This window comes from Methyloversatilis discipulorum (assembly GCF_000385375.1).
In the GTDB taxonomy this organism is placed as follows: Bacteria; Pseudomonadota; Gammaproteobacteria; order Burkholderiales; family Rhodocyclaceae; genus Methyloversatilis; species Methyloversatilis discipulorum_A.
Window position 1 is genome coordinate 2,230,301 of sequence record NZ_ARVV01000001.1, and the last position, 18,975, is coordinate 2,249,275.

22 protein-coding genes are annotated in these 18,975 nt (G+C 65.9%); 4 read left to right on the forward strand and 18 right to left on the reverse strand.

Annotated elements, in window-relative coordinates:
• Positions 1 to 94: 94 nt before the first annotated feature.
• Positions 95 to 289, reverse strand: a complete 195-nt coding sequence (locus METRZ18153_RS0110680) for a hypothetical protein (RefSeq protein WP_019918237.1) — start codon at positions 287 to 289, stop codon at positions 95 to 97.
• A gap of 203 nt (positions 290 to 492) precedes the next feature.
• Between METRZ18153_RS0110680 and METRZ18153_RS0110685 the strand changes: the two genes are divergently transcribed.
• Positions 493 to 1,845 (forward strand): sensor histidine kinase, encoded by a 1,353-nt coding sequence (locus METRZ18153_RS0110685; protein WP_020164733.1) that lies wholly within the window; start codon positions 493 to 495, stop codon positions 1,843 to 1,845.
• A 1-nt stretch (position 1,846) separates the two neighbouring features.
• The gene (locus tag METRZ18153_RS0110690; RefSeq protein WP_020164734.1) at positions 1,847 to 2,530 is read left to right on the forward strand and encodes a response regulator; all 684 of its coding nucleotides are present in this window, start codon (positions 1,847 to 1,849) and stop codon (positions 2,528 to 2,530) included.
• Between the two features lie 7 nt (positions 2,531 to 2,537).
• On the opposite strand, the gene METRZ18153_RS0110695 is transcribed toward METRZ18153_RS0110690, so the two are convergent.
• The 11 genes from METRZ18153_RS0110695 to METRZ18153_RS0110745 all read right to left on the reverse strand — a co-directional run bounded on the left by METRZ18153_RS0110695 (position 2,538) and on the right by METRZ18153_RS0110745 (position 13,873).
• The gene (locus METRZ18153_RS0110695; RefSeq protein ID WP_029143699.1) at positions 2,538 to 6,107 is read right to left on the reverse strand and encodes a TonB-dependent receptor; all 3,570 of its coding nucleotides are present in this window, start codon (positions 6,105 to 6,107) and stop codon (positions 2,538 to 2,540) included.
• Between the two features lie 77 nt (positions 6,108 to 6,184).
• On the reverse strand, positions 6,185 to 7,189 hold the full coding sequence (locus tag METRZ18153_RS0110700) for a FecR domain-containing protein (protein WP_020164736.1): 1,005 nt from the start codon (positions 7,187 to 7,189) through the stop codon (positions 6,185 to 6,187).
• Between the two features lie 3 nt (positions 7,190 to 7,192).
• Positions 7,193 to 7,705 (reverse strand): sigma-70 family RNA polymerase sigma factor, encoded by a 513-nt coding sequence (locus tag METRZ18153_RS0110705; RefSeq protein WP_020164737.1) that lies wholly within the window; start codon positions 7,703 to 7,705, stop codon positions 7,193 to 7,195.
• A 132-nt stretch (positions 7,706 to 7,837) separates the two neighbouring features.
• Positions 7,838 to 8,614: a TrmH family RNA methyltransferase gene (locus METRZ18153_RS0110710; protein WP_020164738.1), complete on the reverse strand. Its 777-nt coding sequence runs from the start codon at positions 8,612 to 8,614 to the stop codon at positions 7,838 to 7,840.
• Positions 8,611 to 9,078, reverse strand: coding sequence for a CopD family protein (locus METRZ18153_RS0110715; protein ID WP_020164739.1), 468 nt, complete (start codon positions 9,076 to 9,078; stop codon positions 8,611 to 8,613). The genes METRZ18153_RS0110710 and METRZ18153_RS0110715 overlap by 4 nt, the downstream gene beginning before the upstream one ends.
• Before the next feature lie 105 nt (positions 9,079 to 9,183).
• The gene (gene ahpF, locus METRZ18153_RS0110720; RefSeq protein ID WP_020164740.1) at positions 9,184 to 10,758 is read right to left on the reverse strand and encodes an alkyl hydroperoxide reductase subunit F; all 1,575 of its coding nucleotides are present in this window, start codon (positions 10,756 to 10,758) and stop codon (positions 9,184 to 9,186) included.
• A 135-nt stretch (positions 10,759 to 10,893) separates the two neighbouring features.
• Positions 10,894 to 11,457: an alkyl hydroperoxide reductase subunit C gene (gene ahpC, locus METRZ18153_RS0110725; protein WP_019918226.1), complete on the reverse strand. Its 564-nt coding sequence runs from the start codon at positions 11,455 to 11,457 to the stop codon at positions 10,894 to 10,896.
• Between the two features lie 74 nt (positions 11,458 to 11,531).
• A complete protein-coding gene (gene arsB, locus METRZ18153_RS0110730) occupies positions 11,532 to 12,557 on the reverse strand; it encodes an ACR3 family arsenite efflux transporter (RefSeq protein WP_020164741.1) in 1,026 nt (341 codons plus the stop codon).
• A gap of 9 nt (positions 12,558 to 12,566) precedes the next feature.
• Positions 12,567 to 13,058 carry an arsenate reductase ArsC gene (locus METRZ18153_RS0110735; protein WP_020164742.1) on the reverse strand — a complete coding sequence of 164 codons (492 nt, stop codon included), beginning with the start codon at positions 13,056 to 13,058 and terminating at the stop codon, positions 12,567 to 12,569.
• Between the two features lies 1 nt (position 13,059).
• Positions 13,060 to 13,536, reverse strand: a complete 477-nt coding sequence (locus tag METRZ18153_RS0110740) for an ArsI/CadI family heavy metal resistance metalloenzyme (protein WP_020164743.1) — start codon at positions 13,534 to 13,536, stop codon at positions 13,060 to 13,062.
• Positions 13,537 to 13,549: 13 nt separating this feature from the next.
• Positions 13,550 to 13,873 (reverse strand): ArsR/SmtB family transcription factor, encoded by a 324-nt coding sequence (locus tag METRZ18153_RS0110745; RefSeq protein ID WP_020164744.1) that lies wholly within the window; start codon positions 13,871 to 13,873, stop codon positions 13,550 to 13,552.
• A gap of 94 nt (positions 13,874 to 13,967) precedes the next feature.
• Here METRZ18153_RS0110745 and METRZ18153_RS0110750 point away from each other — a divergent pair, with 94 nt between their 5' ends.
• Entirely contained in the window at positions 13,968 to 14,339 is a 372-nt protein-coding gene (locus tag METRZ18153_RS0110750) for a cupin domain-containing protein (protein WP_020164745.1), read from the forward strand.
• Positions 14,336 to 14,668 carry a cupin domain-containing protein gene (locus tag METRZ18153_RS0110755; protein WP_020164746.1) on the forward strand — a complete coding sequence of 111 codons (333 nt, stop codon included), beginning with the start codon at positions 14,336 to 14,338 and terminating at the stop codon, positions 14,666 to 14,668. The genes METRZ18153_RS0110750 and METRZ18153_RS0110755 overlap by 4 nt, the downstream gene beginning before the upstream one ends.
• 5 nt (positions 14,669 to 14,673) lie before the next feature.
• Here METRZ18153_RS0110755 and METRZ18153_RS0110760 read toward each other — a convergent pair whose 3' ends face one another.
• From METRZ18153_RS0110760 to fabZ, 6 genes are all read right to left on the reverse strand, one after another.
• On the reverse strand, positions 14,674 to 14,913 hold the full coding sequence (locus METRZ18153_RS0110760; protein WP_020164747.1) for a thioredoxin family protein: 240 nt from the start codon (positions 14,911 to 14,913) through the stop codon (positions 14,674 to 14,676).
• 21 nt (positions 14,914 to 14,934) lie between these two features.
• Positions 14,935 to 15,939 (reverse strand): permease, encoded by a 1,005-nt coding sequence (locus tag METRZ18153_RS0110765; protein ID WP_020164748.1) that lies wholly within the window; start codon positions 15,937 to 15,939, stop codon positions 14,935 to 14,937.
• 87 nt (positions 15,940 to 16,026) lie between these two features.
• Positions 16,027 to 16,608: a ribonuclease HII gene (gene rnhB, locus METRZ18153_RS0110770; protein ID WP_020164749.1), complete on the reverse strand. Its 582-nt coding sequence runs from the start codon at positions 16,606 to 16,608 to the stop codon at positions 16,027 to 16,029.
• A complete protein-coding gene (lpxB, locus tag METRZ18153_RS0110775; protein WP_020164750.1) occupies positions 16,605 to 17,756 on the reverse strand; it encodes a lipid-A-disaccharide synthase in 1,152 nt (383 codons plus the stop codon). Before lpxB ends, rnhB begins: the two co-directional genes overlap by 4 nt.
• On the reverse strand, positions 17,756 to 18,535 hold the full coding sequence (gene lpxA / locus METRZ18153_RS0110780) for an acyl-ACP--UDP-N-acetylglucosamine O-acyltransferase (RefSeq protein WP_020164751.1): 780 nt from the start codon (positions 18,533 to 18,535) through the stop codon (positions 17,756 to 17,758). The genes lpxB and lpxA overlap by 1 nt, the downstream gene beginning before the upstream one ends.
• Complete coding sequence (gene fabZ / locus METRZ18153_RS0110785; RefSeq protein WP_020164752.1) at positions 18,535 to 18,969, reverse strand: 3-hydroxyacyl-ACP dehydratase FabZ; 435 nt, start codon at positions 18,967 to 18,969, stop codon at positions 18,535 to 18,537. The genes lpxA and fabZ overlap by 1 nt, the downstream gene beginning before the upstream one ends.
• Positions 18,970 to 18,975: the final 6 nt, after the last annotated feature.

The window sequence follows — 18,975 nt, forward strand, 5'->3', positions numbered from 1 at the left end:
CGGTTCCGTCCGACGACAGGCTCTTACGTGTTTTTGCGCTTGGAAAAGTTTTGAAAAAATGGGGAGGTGCCGGACTGCGGCCGGCACCGTCCGCTCACTTCTTGGCGTCGGCGCGTTTCTTTTCCCAGGCGACCATTTCGTCCGGCGTGATGTAGCCATCCTTGTTGGCGTCCATCTCGACCCAGTCGCGGGCCAGTTCGGGCTTGTCCGACGACGGCTTCTTCGCGTCGGCGGCGAAGACCGGTGCGGCAAGCAGGGCCAGCGTGCAGATCAGGGCAGTTTTCTTCATGGCTTTCTCCTCAGTGACGTGCCGCTCGAACGGCGACAGCGCCGTTCAATATCGGTGAGTCACGCCCGCCCGTGGCAGGGAAATCCAATCGCACCGGGCGGGATGCAGTCCCGCGCCACGGACGGCGGCGCGCGATGCGCGGGAGGATTTCCCGACAGCCTTCGCATTACGATGCCCGGTCACCCAACTTCCGGAATGCCTGCATGAGTCTGCGTTTCAGACTCACCCTCATCATCGCCTCGCTGATGACCCTGCTGGTGATCGCCGACAGCGGGCGCAGGCTCTACGACGCCCACGACGATGCAGTGACCGAGATCGATTCCGTGGCGCGTCTTGCGCACGCGCTGCTGCCCAGTGTGCTGACGCCGGCGCCGCCCGGCATGTCTACCGAGTCGCTGCTCGCGCACATCGATCTCACGCATGAGCTGCGCACGCTGCGCCACCTCACCGTCGAGGTGCACGCGCTGGATGGCCGCACCATACTGAGTTCGCGCGACGCGCCGCCGATCGAGGCGCCGGCCGCGCTGAACTGGATGGGCGAGCGACTGCGCAACCTGCCGCCGTTGCGCAAGGACATCCGCGTCGGCGAGCGCGTGGTCGGCTACTACCTGCTGGTGCCGAACGCCGACGACGAGCTGCGCGAGATCTGGGACGATTACATCAAGCAGACCAGCATGGTGCTGGCGATCGGGCTGATCGCCTGCTTCATGGTGTATTGGGCGGTCGGCCGTGCGCTGCAGCCGCTGGGCAGCGTCATGCGGGCGCTGTCGGCAATCGGCGAAGGCCGGCTCGACGCCCGGCTGGACAACGTCGGCCCGGGCGACCTGGCGCCGCTGTCCGATTCCTTCAACAGCATGGCGGCCACGCTGGAGGCGGCGGTGAACGAGCGCGCTCGCCTGCTGCGCAAGCTGATCACGCACGAAGAGGAAATCCGCCAGTCGCTGGCGCGCGATCTGCACGACGAACTGAGCCCCTATCTGGTGGCCATCCACCCGCACGCCCGTCTGCTGGCCGACGCCTGCGAGGGCCGGCCCGAACTGGCCGAGCACCGCGAGGCGGCGCGCTGGATGTCGGAACAGGTCGGCCACCTTCTGCGCTTGGTGCGCAACCTGCTCGAACACCTGCGCCCGCCGGACATCGAAGAATTGGGCCTGCGCCACGCGCTGGCCGAACTGGGCACCCAGCGCAGCCGTGGCGCCGACAAGGTCGAGGTGGTGTTCCATCTCGACGAGGATCTCGGTCAGCTGTCGGCTATGCACGACATCACGCTCTACCGCATCGTGCAGGAGTGCCTCACCAATACGGCCAAGCACGCACGGTGCACCCGCATCGATGTCCACCTGGACATCGACACAAGGCTCGGCCGCGTATCGCTGCGGGTGACCGACGACGGCGAACCGACGCCCTACGTCGCACCCGAAAGCGGCTTCGGTCTGGTCGGCATGCGCGAACGCGCGCTCGCACTGGGTGGTGACTGCCAAGCCGGTCCGCGTTCGCGCGGCGGCTGGGAAGTTACCGCCTGGCTGCCCCTGAAAACCTCGGTACAGGAACACTGACATGGCTCCGAACACTCCCATCCGCGTTCTGCTCGTCGACGACCACGCCGTTGTGCGCGCTGGCTACCGCCGCTTCCTCGAACACAACCGCATGATGGAGGTGGTCGGCGAAGCGGGCAGTTCCGACGAGGCCTACCAGCTGTTCAGGCTGATGAAGCCGGACGTCGTGGTGATGGACATTTCGCTGCCCGGCGCCAGCGGCATCGAGGCAGCGCGCCGCATGCTGGCGCTCGACGGCCGGGCGCGCGTGCTCATGTTCTCGATGCACGCCCAGCCGGCTTTCGCCCGCCAGGCGCTGGAGGCCGGGGCCATCGGCTTCCTGACCAAGGACACCGAACCGGAAGCGCTGGTGCAGGCCGTCATCGCCGCCGCTCAGGGCCGGCGCACGCTGAGCCCGCGCGTGGCCGAACAGCTGGCGCTGGACAACGTGATGCCGGACGAGAAGCGGCTGGACGTGCTGACGCCGCGCGAATTCGAAATCTGCCGCCTGCTGCTGGCCGGCATGACGGTGGACGAAATCGCCGACGCGCTGAAGCTGAGCCCGAAGACGATTTCGAACCGGATGAGCGAAATCCGCCAGAAGCTCGACGTGCGCAGCGACGTCGAACTGGTGCGCCTCGCCACCGCCGCCGGCCTGGTGCCCTGGGCGGCACGGCCGGACGTAGCGGGCGAAGCGCCGGCTTGAACACCTCTCAGCGCGGATCGAGCTGGTAGCTCAAGGTCAGCCAGATGCCTCGCCGCGCGCCCGGTGCCAGGAAGTTGGTGCTGAGCCAGTCGCTGGAGTTGTGGTTGTAGCCGTCTGGCCCGATGGCACCGTGGATCGACGGCGAGAACGGATTCACGCCAAGGCGGCCCGCGCTGAAATATTCCTTGTCGAGCAGGTTGTTGATGCGCATGCCCAGCGTCCATTCCGACGTGAGCTTGTAGCTCGTGTGGACGTTGAAGACGACGTGGCCGGGCACCGAACCCTTGTTGCCGGTCGGTTGCAGGCTGATCATCTGCTGGCCGATGACGGCGCCGTTGCCGTCATAGATGTCGACCGGCACCTGCCTCACCACACCTTCTCGGTGTTCGTTGTTCTCGTTGCCGCGCACGTAGGCGGTTGAGTGCGCGATCGCGGTGAGACCCACCGTCCACTTGTCCGTCACCTCGTAGCTCAGCGTCGCGTTCAGGTTGTGCAACGGTATGCCCGGCATCCGGTTGCCCGGCTTGACGCGGATGCGGCCGACCGGGTCGTCCAGGTCGTAGATGCACTGACCGGAGGCGTTGCAGTAGGGCTCCAGCGTCGCACTGCTGTTGTCGTTCGCCGCCATGACGAATGACTCCTGGAAGGTCGCGTCGGTCAGTGCGTAGTTCAGGCGCAGGCGTGCCTTGCCGAGCTGGGCGGTCATCCCCGCCTCGATGCCCTGCCGGCGCGTGTCGCCGATGCTGTCGAAGAAGCTGCGGTTTCCCGGGTAGGTCACCAGGTAGATGTCGTCCTTCAGATCGGTACGATAAGCGCCGAGATTCCATTCGATGTTGTCGCCCCAGCGGCCACGCATGCCGAAGTCGATCGTTTCGGCGCGGATCTGCGGCAGATAGGGGTCGCCCGACAGCGTCGAGGGCAATGAGCAGGAGCGGTTCTCCAGCAGCCCCTTCTCGATGTACTTGTTGCCGCCGAGGCTGACCAGGGTGTGATCGAGCGCGCAGCCCAGCTCGATCACCGACGGTGTGCGGGCACCGCGTGCCCAGTTGCCATAGACGTTCAGGTCTGGCCTGGCCTGCCAGGTGCCGCCGACCGAAGGATTCAGCGAGCGATAGGTGAAGTGTTCGGTTTCCGCCGGGTTCACGAGGCGTGCAAGGTCAGGTACCCGATAGCCGGTGGTCGGACACATGCCATTGACGCAGATGTCGTAGAAGTTCGGATAGGCCTCGTACTGGGCAAGATCGAAAACGGTGAAGCCGTAGCTGCGTGAAGCCAGCACGTTCTTGACCCGCGTGTGGTTGAAGCGCACCGCGCCGGTCAGGTGCACCGTCTCGACCGGGCTCCAGGTTTCGCTCGCGTAGAGGCTCTTGGTGATCGAGGTGCCGGCGAAGTCGTTGTTGCGCACCTCTTCGTCCGCCGCGGCGTACTGATCGCGGATTTCGTCCGGCGCAAGGTAGGCATTGCGTTCGGCATCGAGCAGCCCGAGCATCTGCCCGCTGCCGTAGCGCGCCTTCGCGCGGTCGACCGATGCGCCGACCATGAATTTGTGGCGATCGAAGTTCCAGTTCAGCTGCATCGACGCGCCGTGGATGATCTGTTCGATCCGCGTATTGGTCAGCACTGCGGTCGGCGTGCCCTCGACCACACCCGGTCGGGTGGTGCCGAAACCGTCGGTCATCAGCACGTTGCCGGTCACCGGGTCGCGCTGGGTCAGTTCGCCGCGCTGCGAGGTCACGTCGCGCTGTTGTGTGGCGGCACAGTTGTCGCCGTTGAAGGGGGTGACCGTCATGACGGCGTGCTTCACGCCATCCGGCGTATAGAAGAAGCTCGCGGTCATGCCGCCGATGACGTCGATGTCACCGGCCGGCACCCTGGGGGCGCTGCCGCCGACCCAGGTGCCGGCGGTGTAGGACGGTTCGCCATTCGAATACGGCGTGGGATCACCCGGCAGCACCGGCGTGCGCGTGACCGCCTGCGGCACGTAGAACAGCGCCTGGTGGTAGTTCTTCCAGGTGTCGAACTCGTACTTCGCGTGTGCCGCGTAATCGTCAGGCAGGTCGGCGTTGAATGCGCCGTCCGGCAGCAGCGCCGGGTTGGCGACGCCGTTTGTTGCGTAATCAATCAGGAAGTTCAGGAACTCCGGATACGCCGGCGAGAACCAGTCGTTCGGATCGAATGCGACGACGTAGTAGTCAGGCAGACCGTACTTGTTGCTGCTGTTGTACAGACAGGTGTACTGCTCGCCCGGATCAAGCTTGCGCCGCGCATAGTCGCCGCGAAGTTCGGTGTAGACGTCGGCACCGAGGGCGCGACGATTGCTGTCGCGCTGATAGACCTGGCCGGTGATGGTGAAGTTGTCATTGACGATGAAGCTGCCGGACAGCTGCAGCTGCAACAGACGGTTCTTCGTCGTGTCCGGCGAAGTGAATACGCCGTTGCGGTCCTGCGCGTACATCTGGCTCGGGATCAGGCCGTTGCCGACAAGGTCGTTCCACACATACAGCGAGCTGAGGTTCAGGTCCAGCCGGTCGCTGCGATAGCTGCCCTTGCCGAACACCTGGTTCACCTTGGTCGGCGAATTGTCGCGCCAGCCGTCTTCGACGAAGAAGTTGCCGGCACCGAAAAGACCCACATTGCCGTTATTCCAGCCGCCCGACACCAGCAGCTGGTTGCGGCCGAAGGCGCCGGTAAGCAGTTCGGCTTCGACGCCGGGGCTGTCGAAACCGCTCTTGGTGCGCATCGAGAAGGCGCCGCCCAGTGTGCCGAGGCCGAAGATCGGATTCGAGCCCGGAAAGACGTCGAAGCCCGACAGCGCGTTCATCGGAATCATGTCCCAGTTCACGACGTCGCCGAAAGGTTCGTTTACGCGTATGCCGTCGATGAACACCGACAGGCCCTGCGGCGTACCGAGTTGCGGGCTGGCGGTGAAGCCCCGGTAGTTCACGTCCATCTGGAACGGGTTGCCCTGGTAGTCGTTCACATTGACCGACTGCATGGTCGAGTTCAGCAGATCGGCCACACTGACCGCATGCGCATTGCGGATGTCGGCGGCGGTCAGGCTCTGCACATTGCCCGGGATCTCCTCCTTCGTCAGGCCCAGTCCTGGCAGCGGACCGATCTCGTGAAAGCGCTTGGCGCGCACCTGGATCGCTTCGAGCTGATGGATGGACGAGGACTCGTCGCCCAGGGCCGGCAACGGCTGCACCGGTGCGCGGCGCAGCGTGTATCCGCCCGCTTCGTCGATACGCAGTTCGAGCCCGCTTCCCTGCAGCGCGGCGGTGAATGCCTCGCGCACCGAGAAATCCCCGCGGACACCGGCACTGCGCTTGCCACTGACCAGCGAGGGTTCGAATGTGAACACCACACCTGCACGCCGTGCGACCCGATTGAGCGTGTCGCCGAGCGGCCCCGGCGCGATGTCGTAACTGCGTACCGCGTAGTTGCGCGTGGCGTCGGCCAGTTCGAGCCGGAGCGCATCGGCAACGGCGGGCAGACTGACGACTGCCAGCCCGAGCGCCGCCGCACCGAGCACGCGCCGGCGAGTACGCGCACCATTACCGCCTTCTGTCCTCTTCATGTGCTCCCCCGCTTTTCTTGTGTAATCGCGGGCAATGACGAAGGACGACGGCAAAAGTACAGTCGGCGTCGAAAAAATCAGCGGCGGTCGATGCGGACGATGTACGAGGTGTAACGGGTGATGCGCAGCGGCAGATTCGCGCTCAGTGCGGCAAGCGCCCGGTCGGTGTCGTCGAGCGGGAACACGCCCGACACCGAGAGGCCCTGCAGCGCTTCCGCGTCGTAGTAGAGCGTGCCGCGGCGATAGCGCTCGAGTTCGGCAAGTACCTCGGTGAGCGGCTTGTCGTCGACCGCCAGCACGCCGTCGCGCCAGCCGATGAGCGCATCGATATCAGCCTCCTCGGTCGCACCGACACCCGCGTCGGTGATCCGCGCCGCGCTGCCGGCACCCAGCGTCGTGCAGGTGCCGACCGAGCGGCTGCACGCCTCGACCGTCGACTCGATCACCGCGACGCGCGTCGCATCGGAATCGTCGCGCACCAGATACTGCGTGCCGAGCGCGCGCGCCGTCGCGTGCCTGCTTTCGACCACGAACGGACGCTGCGGGTCGGCGCTCACGTCGACCAGTATTTCGCCCCGCCGCAGCACGATGCGACGTTCCTGACCGGTGTATTGCTCGTCGATCGCCGAGTCGGTGTTGAGCGTGACCCGGCTGCCGTCGTCCAGCGTGACCGTCAGCCGCTCGCCCGGCGCCGTGCGATGGTCGGCCAGCAGGTAGCGCGCCGTCTGCGACTGCAGGGCCATCCAGCCGCTGCCCGCCAGCATGCACGCGAGCATCAGCGCACCGGCCACGGCGCGACGGCGACGCCCGGCTCCGGAGAGGCTTGCGTCGAGGGCAGCCTTGCCCGCCTGCGCATCGACCTGTCCGAAGCGCGTCCATATCGAGTCGATGCGGCCATAGGCCAGGCGGTGCATCGGGTCGGCCTGCAGCCAGTCGTGCAGCGCGGATCGTTGCTCCGGCGTGCAGCTGTCGTCCTGCATCTTCAGGTACCAGTCCGTCGCTGCAGCGACGACGGCGGCCGACGGCGCAGCGTCCTCGGCGGAGCCCTCACCCTGTGCAGACGTCGATGTCGCGTGCAGCATCGCTCAGCCGTGCAGCACGCGGTAGCACTGCATCAGGACCGACGCCAGGTACTGCTTGATCATGCTGACCGATACGCCGAGGCGGTCGGCGATCTCGGCGTGCGGCAGGCCTTCGAGTCGATACAGCAGGAAGGCCTTGCGCGGCTTGGGCGGCAGCGTCTCCAGCATCGTTGCCAGTGCATTCAAGGTTTCCAGCGCCGCGTGATGATCTTCTGCCGAGGGCGCTGAAGCGTCCGGTGAGTACAGCGCAAGCGCGGCGAGATACGACTGTTCGAGCTTGCGACGCCGCAGGTGATCGATCAGCAGACGACCGGCTGTCGTCGTCAGGAAGGCACGCGGCTCACGCAGTTGCGCAAGTTCGTCGCACTGCATGACGCGGACGAAGGTGTCCTGCGTCAGGTCGGCGGCGTCGGAAGGACAGCGAAGCTTCTTGCGCAGCCAGCCGAACAGCCATCCCTGATGGTCGATGTACAGGTCCTTGACCAGTTCCTGACGGACGGGATGTTCAATCTGCATGGCGGAAATCGGAGGGCGCGCGCACCGGTGGATGAGCAGACATTCAGGTCCGCGGATGCCCGATTCTCAAAACTGCCTCGACGCTTGTACAGGGAAAAGCTCCCTGCCCCGGCCCGCCCTGGTCGCGCCGTTTCAGCCGAGCGTACGCTGCCTTACCTGCTCGAACAGACAGACGGTGGCCGCCATCGCGACATTCAGCGACTCGGCCGCACCGGGCATCGGGATGATGGCAGGATCAGTCGCCAGCGCGCTGACCGCCGGCGACAGGCCGGCGCCTTCGTTGCCGAACAGCCAGGCGACCGGGCCGCGCAGGTCCAGCGCATACAGCGAGGTGCGCGCGTCGAGCCGGGTGGCGACGATGCGGCCCGGGTAAGTCTTGAGCGCCGCCGCCACGTCGCAGTGCTCGCGGATGCGCAGACCGAAATGCGCGCCCTGGCCGGCGCGCAGCACCTTGGGACTCCAGGCCTGGGCGCAGCCGGTGGTCAGCAGCACGTCGCGCACGCCTGTGGCCCAAGCGGCGCGCAGCAGCGTGCCGAGGTTGCCTGTGTCCTGCACCGCGTCGAGCACCAGACAGTCGCCGGTGATCGGCTCCTCCACCTCGGCCGGTATGTCGATCAGCCCGAGCAGACCGGTCGGCGTGTCGGTCGGGCTCAGTTCGTCGAACAGCGCGTCGGCAAGCAGCAGCACGGCGTCGCCCTGCTCCGCCAGTACGTCCTTCACTTCGCTCTGATCAAGCGCGCGCTCGGCGACGATGGCGAGCTTCGGACGCACGCCGGCGTCGAGCGCGCTGCGGAACAGATGCATGCCGTCGATCAGCGTCTCCGCCGCCTCGCGCCGCGCGCGCGACGAGGTCGCGAGCTTGCGCAGCTGCTTGAACTGCGCGTTGTCGCGCGACTGTACGTGCTTCATCCGGCCACCAGTGCGCGCCCCAGCGTGGCCAGCGCGATGGTGACAAAGCCGAGCACGGTGTTCAGCCCGACCAGCTTGCGGATCTGCGCCAGCGCCGCACCGCCGGCCGGCCAGTCGGACGCATCGACCGCGCGCAGCAGCCGCTTGTACGGCGCGAAGAACACGTGCATGAAGATGAACATCATGATCAGGCCGACGCCGAACATCAGGTGCCAGTGGATGGGCGCCGCCTTCATGCCGACCCCCAGCATCATGCCCAGCCCGCTGACGAGGATGACGACGACCGACGCCCACACCAGCGGGAAGAAGCCGCCGAAAACACCGCGCCACAGGCGCAGCCGCGCCGGCGGTTCGAGCTGCACGGCGGCCACCGGGCGCAGACAGACATAGGCGAAGAACATGCCGCCGACCCAGATCGTGACTGCGGCGACGTGCAGGAACAGCAGCAGCGGAGCGTGGCTCATGGTGTGAAAACCCTCGGTGAATGGTGCGCATGGGCAGTCGCGCAGCCAAGAAAAAGCCCGCACATCCTGCGATGCGCGGGCTCCGATGTTAACGCGTCCCGGTGATCAGGCCGGTGCCGACGTGCGGATCAGATGGTCGAAAGCCGAAATCGCCGCCTTCGAGCCCTCGCCCATCGCGATGATGATCTGCTTGTACGGCACGGTGGTCACGTCGCCGGCAGCGAACACGCCCGGCGTGCTGGTTTCGCAGCGCGCATCGACCGGGATTTCGCCGTACTTCGTCAGCTCGATCGAACCCTTCAGCCACTCGGTGTTCGGCACCAGACCGATCTGTACGAAGATGCCTTCGAGTTCGACCGTGTGCGATTCGCCGGTGGCGCGGTCGGTGTACTTCAGCGCATTGACCTTGCCGTCGGCCCCACCCGTCACTTCGGTGGTCTGCGCCTGCAGGATCACCTTCACGTTGGGCAGACTCAGCAGCTTGCGCTGCAGCACCGCGTCGGCACGCATCTGCTTGTCGAATTCCAGCAGCGTCACGTGACCGACGATGCCAGCCAGGTCGATCGCTGCCTCGACGCCGGAATTGCCACCGCCGATCACCGCCACGCGCTTGCCCTTGAACAGCGGGCCGTCGCAGTGCGGGCAGTAGGCCACGCCCTTGTTGCGGTACTCGCGTTCACCCGGCACGTTCATTTCGCGCCAGCGCGCGCCGGTGGCGAGGATGACCGAACGCGACTTCAGCTGGCCGCCATTGGACAGTTGCAGCGTGATCAGGCCGTCGCCCGACTCGGCGGCCGGAATCAGCTTGTCGACGCGCTGCAGCGCCATCACGTCGACCTCGTAGCTCTTCACGTGCTCTTCGAGCGCGGCGGCGAGCTTGGGGCCTTCGGTCTCCTTGACCGAGATGAAGTTCTCGATGCCCAGCGTGTCCATCAGCTGGCCGCCGAAGCGCTCCGCCACGACACCCGTGCGGATGCCCTTGCGCGCGGCGTAGATCGCCGCCGCCGAGCCGGCAGGTCCACCGCCGACCACCAGCACGTCGAACGGCGCCTTGGCGCTCATCTTGTCGGCGTCGCGCTTTGCAGCACCGGTGTCGACCTTGCCGACGATCTCTTCGAGCGTCATGCGACCGGCGCCGAACAGTTCACCGTTCAGGAACACCATCGGTACCGCCATCACCTGACGGTCCTCGACTTCCTTCTGGAACAGCGCGCCATCGATGGTGACCACCTTGACGCGCGGGTTCAGCACCGCCATCAGGTTCAGCGCCTGCACCACGTCCGGGCAGTTGTGGCAGGACAGCGACATGAACACTTCGAAGCTGTAGTCACCGTCGAGCGACTTGATCTGTTCGATCATCTCGTCCGACACGCGCGGCGGATGACCGCCGGCCTGCAGCAGTGCGAGCACCAGCGAGGTGAATTCATGGCCGAGCGGAATGGCTGCGAAGCGCAGCGACATGTTGCCGCCCTTGCGGTTGATCGCGAACGACGGCTTGCGGGCGGCGCTGCCCTGCTCCTCGCTCACCGTGATCTTGTCCGACAGTTCGGCGATGTCGGACAGCAGGCCCCGCAGTTCGCCTGCAGCGGCACTGTTGTCCAGCGCAGCCGTCAGTTCGATCGGATGCTGCAGCTTTTCGAGATAGGCCTTCAACTGGCCCTTGAGAGTGGCGTCCAGCATGGTGTGCTCGGCTTTCGAAACGGATGATGCGAAAAACAATACGCCCGGGCCGGGCGCCGTCAGGGCATGTTCTCAAAACCGCTTGAGAACACACCCTGGCACCTGACCCGGGCGCCTCTGCGAAGCGTTGCCCGCTTAGATCTTGCCGACCAGGTCGAGCGACGGGGTCAGGGTTTCAGCGCCTTCCTTCCACTTGGCCGGGCAGACCTGGCCGGGGTGGCTGGCGACGAACTGGGCAGCCTTGAGCTTGCGCAGCGTTTCGTTCATGTCGCGGGCGATCGCGTTGTCGTGGATTTCGGCGGTCTTGATCTGACCTTCCGGGTTGATGATGAAGGTGCCGCGCAGCGCCAGACCTTCTTCATCGATATGCACGTCGAACGCGCGGGTCAGTTGGTGGGTCGGGTCACCGACCAGCGGGAACTGGGCCTTGCCGACGGCCGGCGAGGTTTCGTGCCACACCTTGTGCGAGAAATGGGTGTCGGTGGTGACGATATACACTTCGGCACCAGCCTTCTGGAATTCGGCGTAGTTGTTGGCCGCGTCTTCGACTTCGGTCGGGCAGTTGAAGGTGAAGGCAGCCGGCATGAACACGATCACCGACCACTTGCCCTTCAGGCTCTCGTCGGTCACGGTGATGAACTTGCCGTTGTGGAAAGCGTTTGCCTTGAAGGGCTGGACGGTGCTGTTGATGATGCTCATGTCGAGATCCTCTTTTGTGGGTGGGGTGAAAGTCGCAATGATATTGCGAAACTGCCTCTTTGTTTAGACTTGTTCTAAAAAAGTTCAGCGGAATCCGGAAAAAGATGCGCGCTGCGCCGCGTGAAGGCGACCAGCGACAGCATGACCGGTACTTCGACCAGCACGCCGACCACGGTAGCCAGCGCCGCGCCCGAGTGCAGTCCGAACAGGGAGATCGCGACGGCGACCGCAAGTTCGAAGAAATTCGACGTGCCGATCAGGCAGGCCGGCGCCGCCACCGGATACGGCAGCTTCATCATCCGCGCGGCGACGAAGGCGATGGCGAAGATGCCGTAGGTCTGCAGCACCAGCGGCACGGCGATCAGTGCGATCACGAAGGGCTGGGCGACGATGGTTTCCGCCTGGAAACCGAACAGCAGCACCACGGTGGCCAGCAGACCGACGATGGACCAGGGCTTGAGCCGCGCGACGAAGCGGGCCAGTGCGGCGCCATTGCCGAGCGCACGTCGTGTCAGCACGCCGGCGAGCAGCGGCAGCACCACGTAGAGCGCAGTGGACAGCAGAAGCGTTTCCCACGGCACGGCCACGTCGGTCACGCCGAGCAGGAAGGCGGCGATCGGCGCGAAAGCGAACACCATGACCAGGTCGTTCACCGACACCTGCACCAGCGTGTAATTGGGGTCCCCGCGGGTGAGCTGACTCCAGACGAACACCATCGCGGTGCACGGTGCGACGCCGAGCAGGATCATGCCGGCGATGTATTCCGACGCCGATTGCGGATCGACCCAGGGCGCGAACAGGTGCTGGAAGAACAGCACGCCCAGTGCGGCCATCGTGAAGGGCTTGATCAGCCAGTTCACGACCAGCGTCAGCACCAGCCCCTGCGGCCGGCGACCGACGTCGCGCACGGCGGCGAAGTCGATCTGGATCATCATCGGGTAGATCATCACCCAGATGAGCACCGCCACCACCAGATTGACGTGTGCCAGTTCCAGCGCAGCAACGGCCGCAAAGGCCGACGGTGCGACCAGACCCAGCGCGACGCCCGCGACAATGGCCAGGCCCACCCACAGGGTGAGCCAGCGTTCGAACATGCCCATGGAAAGACCTCAGTGTGCGGCCAGATCGCGCGCGGTCTGCTGCAGCGCCAGCGCGTGCAGACGTTCGTCCGGCATCGCGACCAGGATTTCGAGACGACGGCGGATCAGCGCCAGCGTGTCGCGGAAGGCGGTCAGCTTCGCCGCATCGCTGCCGGGCGTGGCTGACGGATCGGCGTAGCCCCAGTGCGCGGTCGCCGGATGGCCCGGCCACACCGGGCAGGTTTCGCCGGCTGCGCTGTCGCACACGGTGATGATCAGATCCATCGCCGGTGCGTCGGGCGCTGCGAATTCGTCCCAGGCCTTGCTGCGCACGCCCGTCGTATCGATGCCCTGCTCCGCCAGCGCCTGCAGCGCAAACGGATTCACCCGCCCGCTCGGCTGGCTGCCAGCCGAAAAGGCGCGGAAACGCGCGCCGCCGAGGTGGTTGAGCAGGCACTCGGCGAGCACGCTGCGCGCCGAGTTGTGGGTGCACAAGAACAGCACGTTGAGCGGGCGAACCATGTCAGCAGCAGCCCGAACCGGAGGTCTTCACGCCGATGTTCAGCGGCTTGCCGCGCGTCACCGGCGCCTGCGGCGCACAGCAGGCAGCACCGCCGCTGGCCGCTTCGTTGAACACCGGAATGTTGCCCAGCGTGTGGAAGTGCTCCCAGGCGATGCCCTGCGGGTCGGTCACCCAGTGCTTTTCGCTGCGCGCGTAACAGCAGGTGGTTTCGCCTTCGTCGAGCAGTGCCATGTCGGCCGACTCGGCGCGCGCCTTCATCGCCGCCAGTTCGGCCGGGTCGTCGGTCTGTATGCCGAGGTGGTCGATGCCTGCTTTGCTGCCACGGGTCGAGATCGCGAAATTGACCGGCGGATCCTCCAGCATCCACTTCGCGTAGTCGGCTTCGGTGCGCGCCGGCTGGGCGTCGAACAGCTTGTTGTAGAAGGCGATGCTCTTCGCCAGGTCGTCGACGTGCAGATGGACGTGAAAGCGCTTCATTGCGGTTCTCCGGTCAGCAGTTCGTGCAGGAAGGTGCAGCCTCGACACAGGGCGTGCCGCGGCAGCAGTTTTCGGTCAGATAGGCCATCAGTGCACCCATGCGGGCGTAGTCGGCGCGGTAGATCAGGTGACGGCCGTCGCGCGACTGCAGCAGCAGGCCGGCCTGGGTCAGTTCCTTCAGATGAAAGGACAGCGTGGTCGGCGCCACCGCCAGCGCCTCGCCGAGCGCGCCGGGCGTCATGCCGTCGGGGCCGGCGACGACCAGTGCGCGGAACACGCGCAGACGGATTTCGTGGGCCAGTGCGGCCAGCGCGCGGATGATGTCCTGTTCTTCCATAATTCAACAATATTTGAATTATTGAATCAATGCAAGCTTCTCGTGCTTTCGACTACGCTGGCGCTCCACCCTGTTCGCCTGTTCCGCACCCCCGATGAAGACCCGCTACGACCACATCGCCGCCTACGTGACCAAGGACGGATCGCTGATCCGCGAACTGATGCATCCGGCGCAGCATGGCGGGCGGGCGCAGAGCCTGGCCGAAGCGACCGTACCGGCCGGCACGCGCACCGCGCTGCACCGGCATCACGTGACCGAAGAGCTGTACCACGTGACAGCCGGCCAGGGGCGCATGACGTTGGGCGAGCACAGCTTCGACGTGACGGTCGGCGACACCGTGCTGATTCCGCCGGGCACGAAACACTGCATCGAGGCGACCGGCAGCGGGGCGCTGGTCATCCTCTGCTGCTGCAGCCCGGCCTATGCGCACGACGACACCGAACTGCTGGACGAGGCCGCAGCGTGAGCGCCAACCTGTTCGACGGCCTGCCGCCGGCACCGCAGCCGGAAGAGCTATTCGAAACGCTGTGCGCGCGGCCTGGCGTGCGCATCGAACGCATCGTGTCGACCGGCCAGTGCAGTCCGCCCTGCTTCTGGTACGACCAGCCGGGGGACGAGTGGGTGGCACTGCTGAGCGGTTCGGCCACGTTGCGATTCGAGGATGAAGTGGTCGGCCGCGAACTGCGCCCCGGCGACTGGGTGTTCATCGCGGCGCGCCGGCGCCACCGCGTCGACCGCACCGATGCCGCCACGCCATCGGTCTGGCTGGCCGTGCATCTGGACCCGCCGGACTGAACGCTTCAGCCGGCCTTGCCGAGCAGTTCGCCGATTTCCTGTTCGCTCAGCACCTTGCCCGCGGACACCAGCTTCTCGTCGATCACCAGCGCCGGCGTCGACATGACGCCATAGGCGGCGATGTCGACGAAATCGGTCACCTTGACGATATCCGCCTGCTGGCCGCGTGCGGCCAGCGCCTTGCGCGTGTTGTCCGCCAGTTCGATGCACTTGCGGCAACCGCTGCCCAGTACCTTGATGATCATGTCGTCTCCCCGTCTGTCGCGTCAGGTGAATGCGCTCGCCAGCGCGTTGAACATATAGCCGATCAGCACGATGCCACCCGCCACGATGCCGACGAATGTCGCCAGCAGCGGCGTGCGGACGACGCGCTTGAGCATGACGATGGACGGCAGCGACAGCGCAGTGACCGACATCATGAACGCCAGCGCCGTCCCCAGCCCCACGCCGCGCGCAACCAGCGCCTCGGCGATCGGCAGCGTGCCGAAGATGTCGGCGTACATCGGCATGCCGACCAGCGTGGCCAGGGGTACCGACCATGGCTTGTCCTGACCGAGCAGCCCGTTGATCAGGCTTGCCGGTATCCAGTTGTGGATGGCTGCGCCGATGGCGACACCGATCAGGATGTAGAGCCAGACGCGGCGAACGATGTCGCGCACCTGATCACGGGCGAAGCGCAGGCGCTCGCGCACGTCGGGTACGCTTTCATCACCGTTCATGACCGGGCTGGTGAATACGAAGGGCTCGATGTGGCGCTCCATCCGCGCACGGCCGATCAAGCTGCCGCCGACCACCGCCAGCACGACGCCTACCGTCACGTAGGCAATGGCGATGGGCCAGTTGAAAATGCTCGCCAGCAGGATGACGGACGCCAGATCGACCAGCGGCGACGAAATCAGGAAGGAAAAGGTGACGCCTGTCGGCAGGCCGGCGCTGGTGAAGCCGATGAACAGCGGAATCGACGAACAGGAACAGAACGGCGTGACGGTACCGAGCAGGGCTGCCAGCACATTTCCGCGCACCCCGGAGAAGCGTCCCAGGATGCGACGCGTGCGCTCGGGCGGGAAATGGCTCTGCACGTAAGAAATGCCGAAGATCAGCAGCGACAGCAGGATGAATATCTTCGCCGTGTCATAGATGAAGAAATGCACGCTTGAACCGACCCGTCCGCTCATCGGCAAGCCCATGCCCTGCTCGACCAGCGTGCGCACCAGGTCTGACAGCCACTGCATGCGCAGCAACTGGTCGTTGAGCCAGCCAAACGGATTCATTGCGGATGTGTGCGGCAGGACATGCTGCCCATGCTAGACCCTCGCTGCACGGGCGGCTTGAACTGGCTCAAGCGTAGGCGAACTGCCTCAGTCGGGCACGCCGAAATCCAGCGCGCTCTGCGCGACCGGTGCAAAGCTGCGCCGGTGTATCGGCGACGGGCCGTGGATGCGCAATGCGGCCAGGTGTTCGGCGGTCGGATAGCCTTTGTGCTTGGCGATGCCGTACTGTGGATAGAGCGCCGCCAGCGCCATCATTTCGTGATCGCGACCGGTCTTGGCCAGGATGGAGGCGGCCGAGATCGCCGCTTCCGACGCGTCGCCGCCGACGATGGCGCGTGCCGGAACGGTGAGGCCGGGCGGTATGCGGTTGCCGTCGACAAGCACCTGATCGGGTGGTGCGGCGAGGCCTTCGACCGCGCGCCGCATCGCCAGCATGGTCGCGTGCAGGATGTTCAGACGGTCGATTTCCTCCACCGTCGCGATGCCGACCGCCCAGGCCAGCGCGCGCTCGCGGATCAAGGGCGCCAGCGCCTCGCGCTTCTTCTCCGACAGCTTCTTCGAATCGTTCAGACCGTCGATCGGGCGTACCGGATCGAGGATGACCGCCGCGGCATAGACCGGCCCGCACAGCGGACCGCGGCCGGCCTCGTCGACACCGGCGATCTTCATGCGCGTGGCAGGTGCGGCAGGATGGCGGCGGCGGCGCGCGCTGCCGTGCCCTGGCGCAGCGTGAAGTGGATGCGCTCGAATTCGTCGATCTGCGCCGCCCGCGCCACCGCGTCGCCGAGCAGCGCGTCGAGCGCGTCGGCCAGCTTTTCAGGCGTGGCGTCGTGCTGCAGCAGTTCCGGCACGATGCTGCGTCCGGCCAGGATATTGGGCAGGCCGACCCAGGGCTGGTAGGCCATGCGCTTCATGATGCGGTAGCTCAGCGCGTGGATGCGGTAGGCCACGACGTGCGGCGCGCGGCACAGCGCCGCTTCGAGAGTCGCCGTACCGCTGGCCACCAGCGCCACGTCGCACGCCATCAGCGCGTCGCGCGCGTGGCCGAACAGGATGGACACCGGCAGTTCGGTTGCCTGGCAGTCCCACAGCGCCTGTTCGAACTGGGTTCGCGTTTCGCGCGTGGTCAGCGGCACCAGGAATCTGAGATCCGGATGGCGCTCGTGCAGCAGCTTGGCTGCACCGATCCAGGCGTGTGCGTTGTACTGAAGTTCCGATTGGCGGCTGCCCGGCAGCAAGGCCACGATGCGCGCATCGACCGGAATCGCCAGCCGCTCGCGGGCAGCAAAGCGCTGTGGCTCGGGCGAAATCTCGTCGGCGAAGGGATGGCCGACATAGCTCACCGGCACGCCGGCCTTCTCGTAGATCGCCGGCTCGAACGGGAACAGGCAGAGCACGCGCGACACGCTGCGCGCGATGCCCTTGATGCGGCCACCGCGCCAAGCCCAGATCGACGGGCTCACGTAGTGAATGGCAGGCACACCGGCGTCGCGCAGCTTGCGCTCCAGCCACAGGTTGAAGTCGGGCGCATCGACGCCGATGAAGGCGGCCGGCTTGTCCCTGAGCAGGCGGTCGAGCAGGCTGCGACGGATGCCGGCCAGTTCGCGGTAGTGCTTGAGCACCTCGAAATAGCCGCGCACGGCCAGTTTCTCGGACGGCCACCAGGCGTCGAAGCCGGCCGATTGCATGCGCGGCCCGCCGATGCCGACGAAGTCGATATCGGGCCGCGCGTCGCGCAGCGCCTTGATCAGGTGCGCAGCCAGCTGGTCGCCCGACGCTTCGCCGGCGACCATGGCCACCGTGATGCGGGAGGCCATTATCGGATGATGCCGCGTCCGCCGGATGCGAGGAAATCGGACAGCAGCGCGACTTCGGGCGTCACCTTCGCCGCTTCGGCGATGGCGGCCTTGGCGTCGTCCAGCGTCAGCCCCTCACGGTACAGCGTCTTGTAGGCGCGCTTGATCGCCATGATGGCTTCGCTGCTGTAGCCGCGACGGCGCAGGCCTTCGCTGTTGATGCCGTGCGGGCTGGCCGGCACGCCGTTGGCCAGCACGAAGGGCGGCACGTCCTGCAGCACGCTCGAATGCACGCCGCAGAAGCTGTGCGCACCGACGCGCACGAACTGGTGCACGCCGGTGAAGCCGCCGAGGATGGCCCAGTCGCCGACATGCACATGACCGGCCAGCGCAGTGTTGTTGGCCATGATGGTGTGGCTGCCGACCTGGCAGTCGTGCGCCACGTGCACGTAGGCCATGATCCAGTTGTCGTCGCCGAGACGCGTGACGCCGCCGTCCTGCACGGTGCCGCAGTTCATCGTCGCGTATTCGCGCACGGTGTTGCGGTCGCCGATCTCCAGACGGGTCGGTTCATTGGCGTACTTCTTGTCCTGCGGTGCGCCGCCGATCGAACAGAAGGGGTGGAACGCGTTGTCGCGCCCGATGCGAGTGTGGCCCTGGATCACCACGTGCGCATGCACCTTGGTGCCGGCGCCGATCTCGACGTTCGGCCCGATGATGCTGTAGGCACCGATCTCGACACCATCGGCAATCTGCGCCGCCGGATCGACGATGGCGGTCGGATGGATGAGCGTTGCCATCAGGTCGGACGCACCGCACAGAGCAGTTCGGATTCGGCCACCACGCCGCCGTCGACACGCGCGCGCGCCTGGTACTTCCAGATGCCGCGCGAGTGCTTGAGCAGATCGACTTCGAGGATGAGTTGATCACCGGCCATGACCGGCTTCTTGAAGCGGGTGTTGTCTACGCCACAGAGGTAATAGACCGAATCCGCGTCGGGCGTCGTGCCCAGCGTTTCGAAGGACAGGATGGCCGCAGTCTGCGCCAGCGCCTCGACGATGAGCACGCCCGGCATGACCGGGTGGTTCGGGAAGTGGCCGGGGAAGAAGGGCTCGTTGATCGTGACGTTCTTCAGCGCCTTGATGTACTTGCCCGCCTCGACTTCGAGCACGCGATCGACCAGCAGGAAAGGAAAGCGGTGCGGCAGCGACTTCAGCACCGCGTGGATGTCCATCGATTT

Coding starts and splice junctions, on each gene's coding strand:
- ahpC (WP_019918226.1), bottom strand. CDS start 11,457: ATGAGCATCATCAACAGCACCGTCCAGCCCTTCAAGGCAAACGCTTTC.
- lpxB (WP_020164750.1), bottom strand. CDS start 17,756: ATGGCCTCCCGCATCACGGTGGCCATGGTCGCCGGCGAAGCGTCGGGC.
- METRZ18153_RS0110760 (WP_020164747.1), bottom strand. CDS start 14,913: ATGATCATCAAGGTACTGGGCAGCGGTTGCCGCAAGTGCATCGAACTG.
- METRZ18153_RS0110745 (WP_020164744.1), bottom strand. CDS start 13,873: ATGGAAGAACAGGACATCATCCGCGCGCTGGCCGCACTGGCCCACGAA.
- METRZ18153_RS0110715 (WP_020164739.1), bottom strand. CDS start 9,078: ATGAGCCACGCTCCGCTGCTGCTGTTCCTGCACGTCGCCGCAGTCACG.
- METRZ18153_RS0110680 (WP_019918237.1), bottom strand. CDS start 289: ATGAAGAAAACTGCCCTGATCTGCACGCTGGCCCTGCTTGCCGCACCG.
- METRZ18153_RS0110710 (WP_020164738.1), bottom strand. CDS start 8,614: ATGAAGCACGTACAGTCGCGCGACAACGCGCAGTTCAAGCAGCTGCGC.
- METRZ18153_RS0110740 (WP_020164743.1), bottom strand. CDS start 13,536: ATGAAGCGCTTTCACGTCCATCTGCACGTCGACGACCTGGCGAAGAGC.
- METRZ18153_RS0110765 (WP_020164748.1), bottom strand. CDS start 15,939: ATGAATCCGTTTGGCTGGCTCAACGACCAGTTGCTGCGCATGCAGTGG.
- lpxA (WP_020164751.1), bottom strand. CDS start 18,535: ATGGCAACGCTCATCCATCCGACCGCCATCGTCGATCCGGCGGCGCAG.
- arsB (WP_020164741.1), bottom strand. CDS start 12,557: ATGGGCATGTTCGAACGCTGGCTCACCCTGTGGGTGGGCCTGGCCATT.
- METRZ18153_RS0110690 (WP_020164734.1), top strand. CDS start 1,847: ATGGCTCCGAACACTCCCATCCGCGTTCTGCTCGTCGACGACCACGCC.
- ahpF (WP_020164740.1), bottom strand. CDS start 10,758: ATGCTGGACGCCACTCTCAAGGGCCAGTTGAAGGCCTATCTCGAAAAG.
- METRZ18153_RS0110685 (WP_020164733.1), top strand. CDS start 493: ATGAGTCTGCGTTTCAGACTCACCCTCATCATCGCCTCGCTGATGACC.
- METRZ18153_RS0110705 (WP_020164737.1), bottom strand. CDS start 7,705: ATGCAGATTGAACATCCCGTCCGTCAGGAACTGGTCAAGGACCTGTAC.
- METRZ18153_RS0110700 (WP_020164736.1), bottom strand. CDS start 7,189: ATGCTGCACGCGACATCGACGTCTGCACAGGGTGAGGGCTCCGCCGAG.
- fabZ (WP_020164752.1), bottom strand. CDS start 18,969: ATGGACATCCACGCGGTGCTGAAGTCGCTGCCGCACCGCTTTCCTTTC.
- METRZ18153_RS0110750 (WP_020164745.1), top strand. CDS start 13,968: ATGAAGACCCGCTACGACCACATCGCCGCCTACGTGACCAAGGACGGA.
- METRZ18153_RS0110695 (WP_029143699.1), bottom strand. CDS start 6,107: ATGAAGAGGACAGAAGGCGGTAATGGTGCGCGTACTCGCCGGCGCGTG.
- METRZ18153_RS0110735 (WP_020164742.1), bottom strand. CDS start 13,058: ATGGTTCGCCCGCTCAACGTGCTGTTCTTGTGCACCCACAACTCGGCG.
- rnhB (WP_020164749.1), bottom strand. CDS start 16,608: ATGAAGATCGCCGGTGTCGACGAGGCCGGCCGCGGTCCGCTGTGCGGG.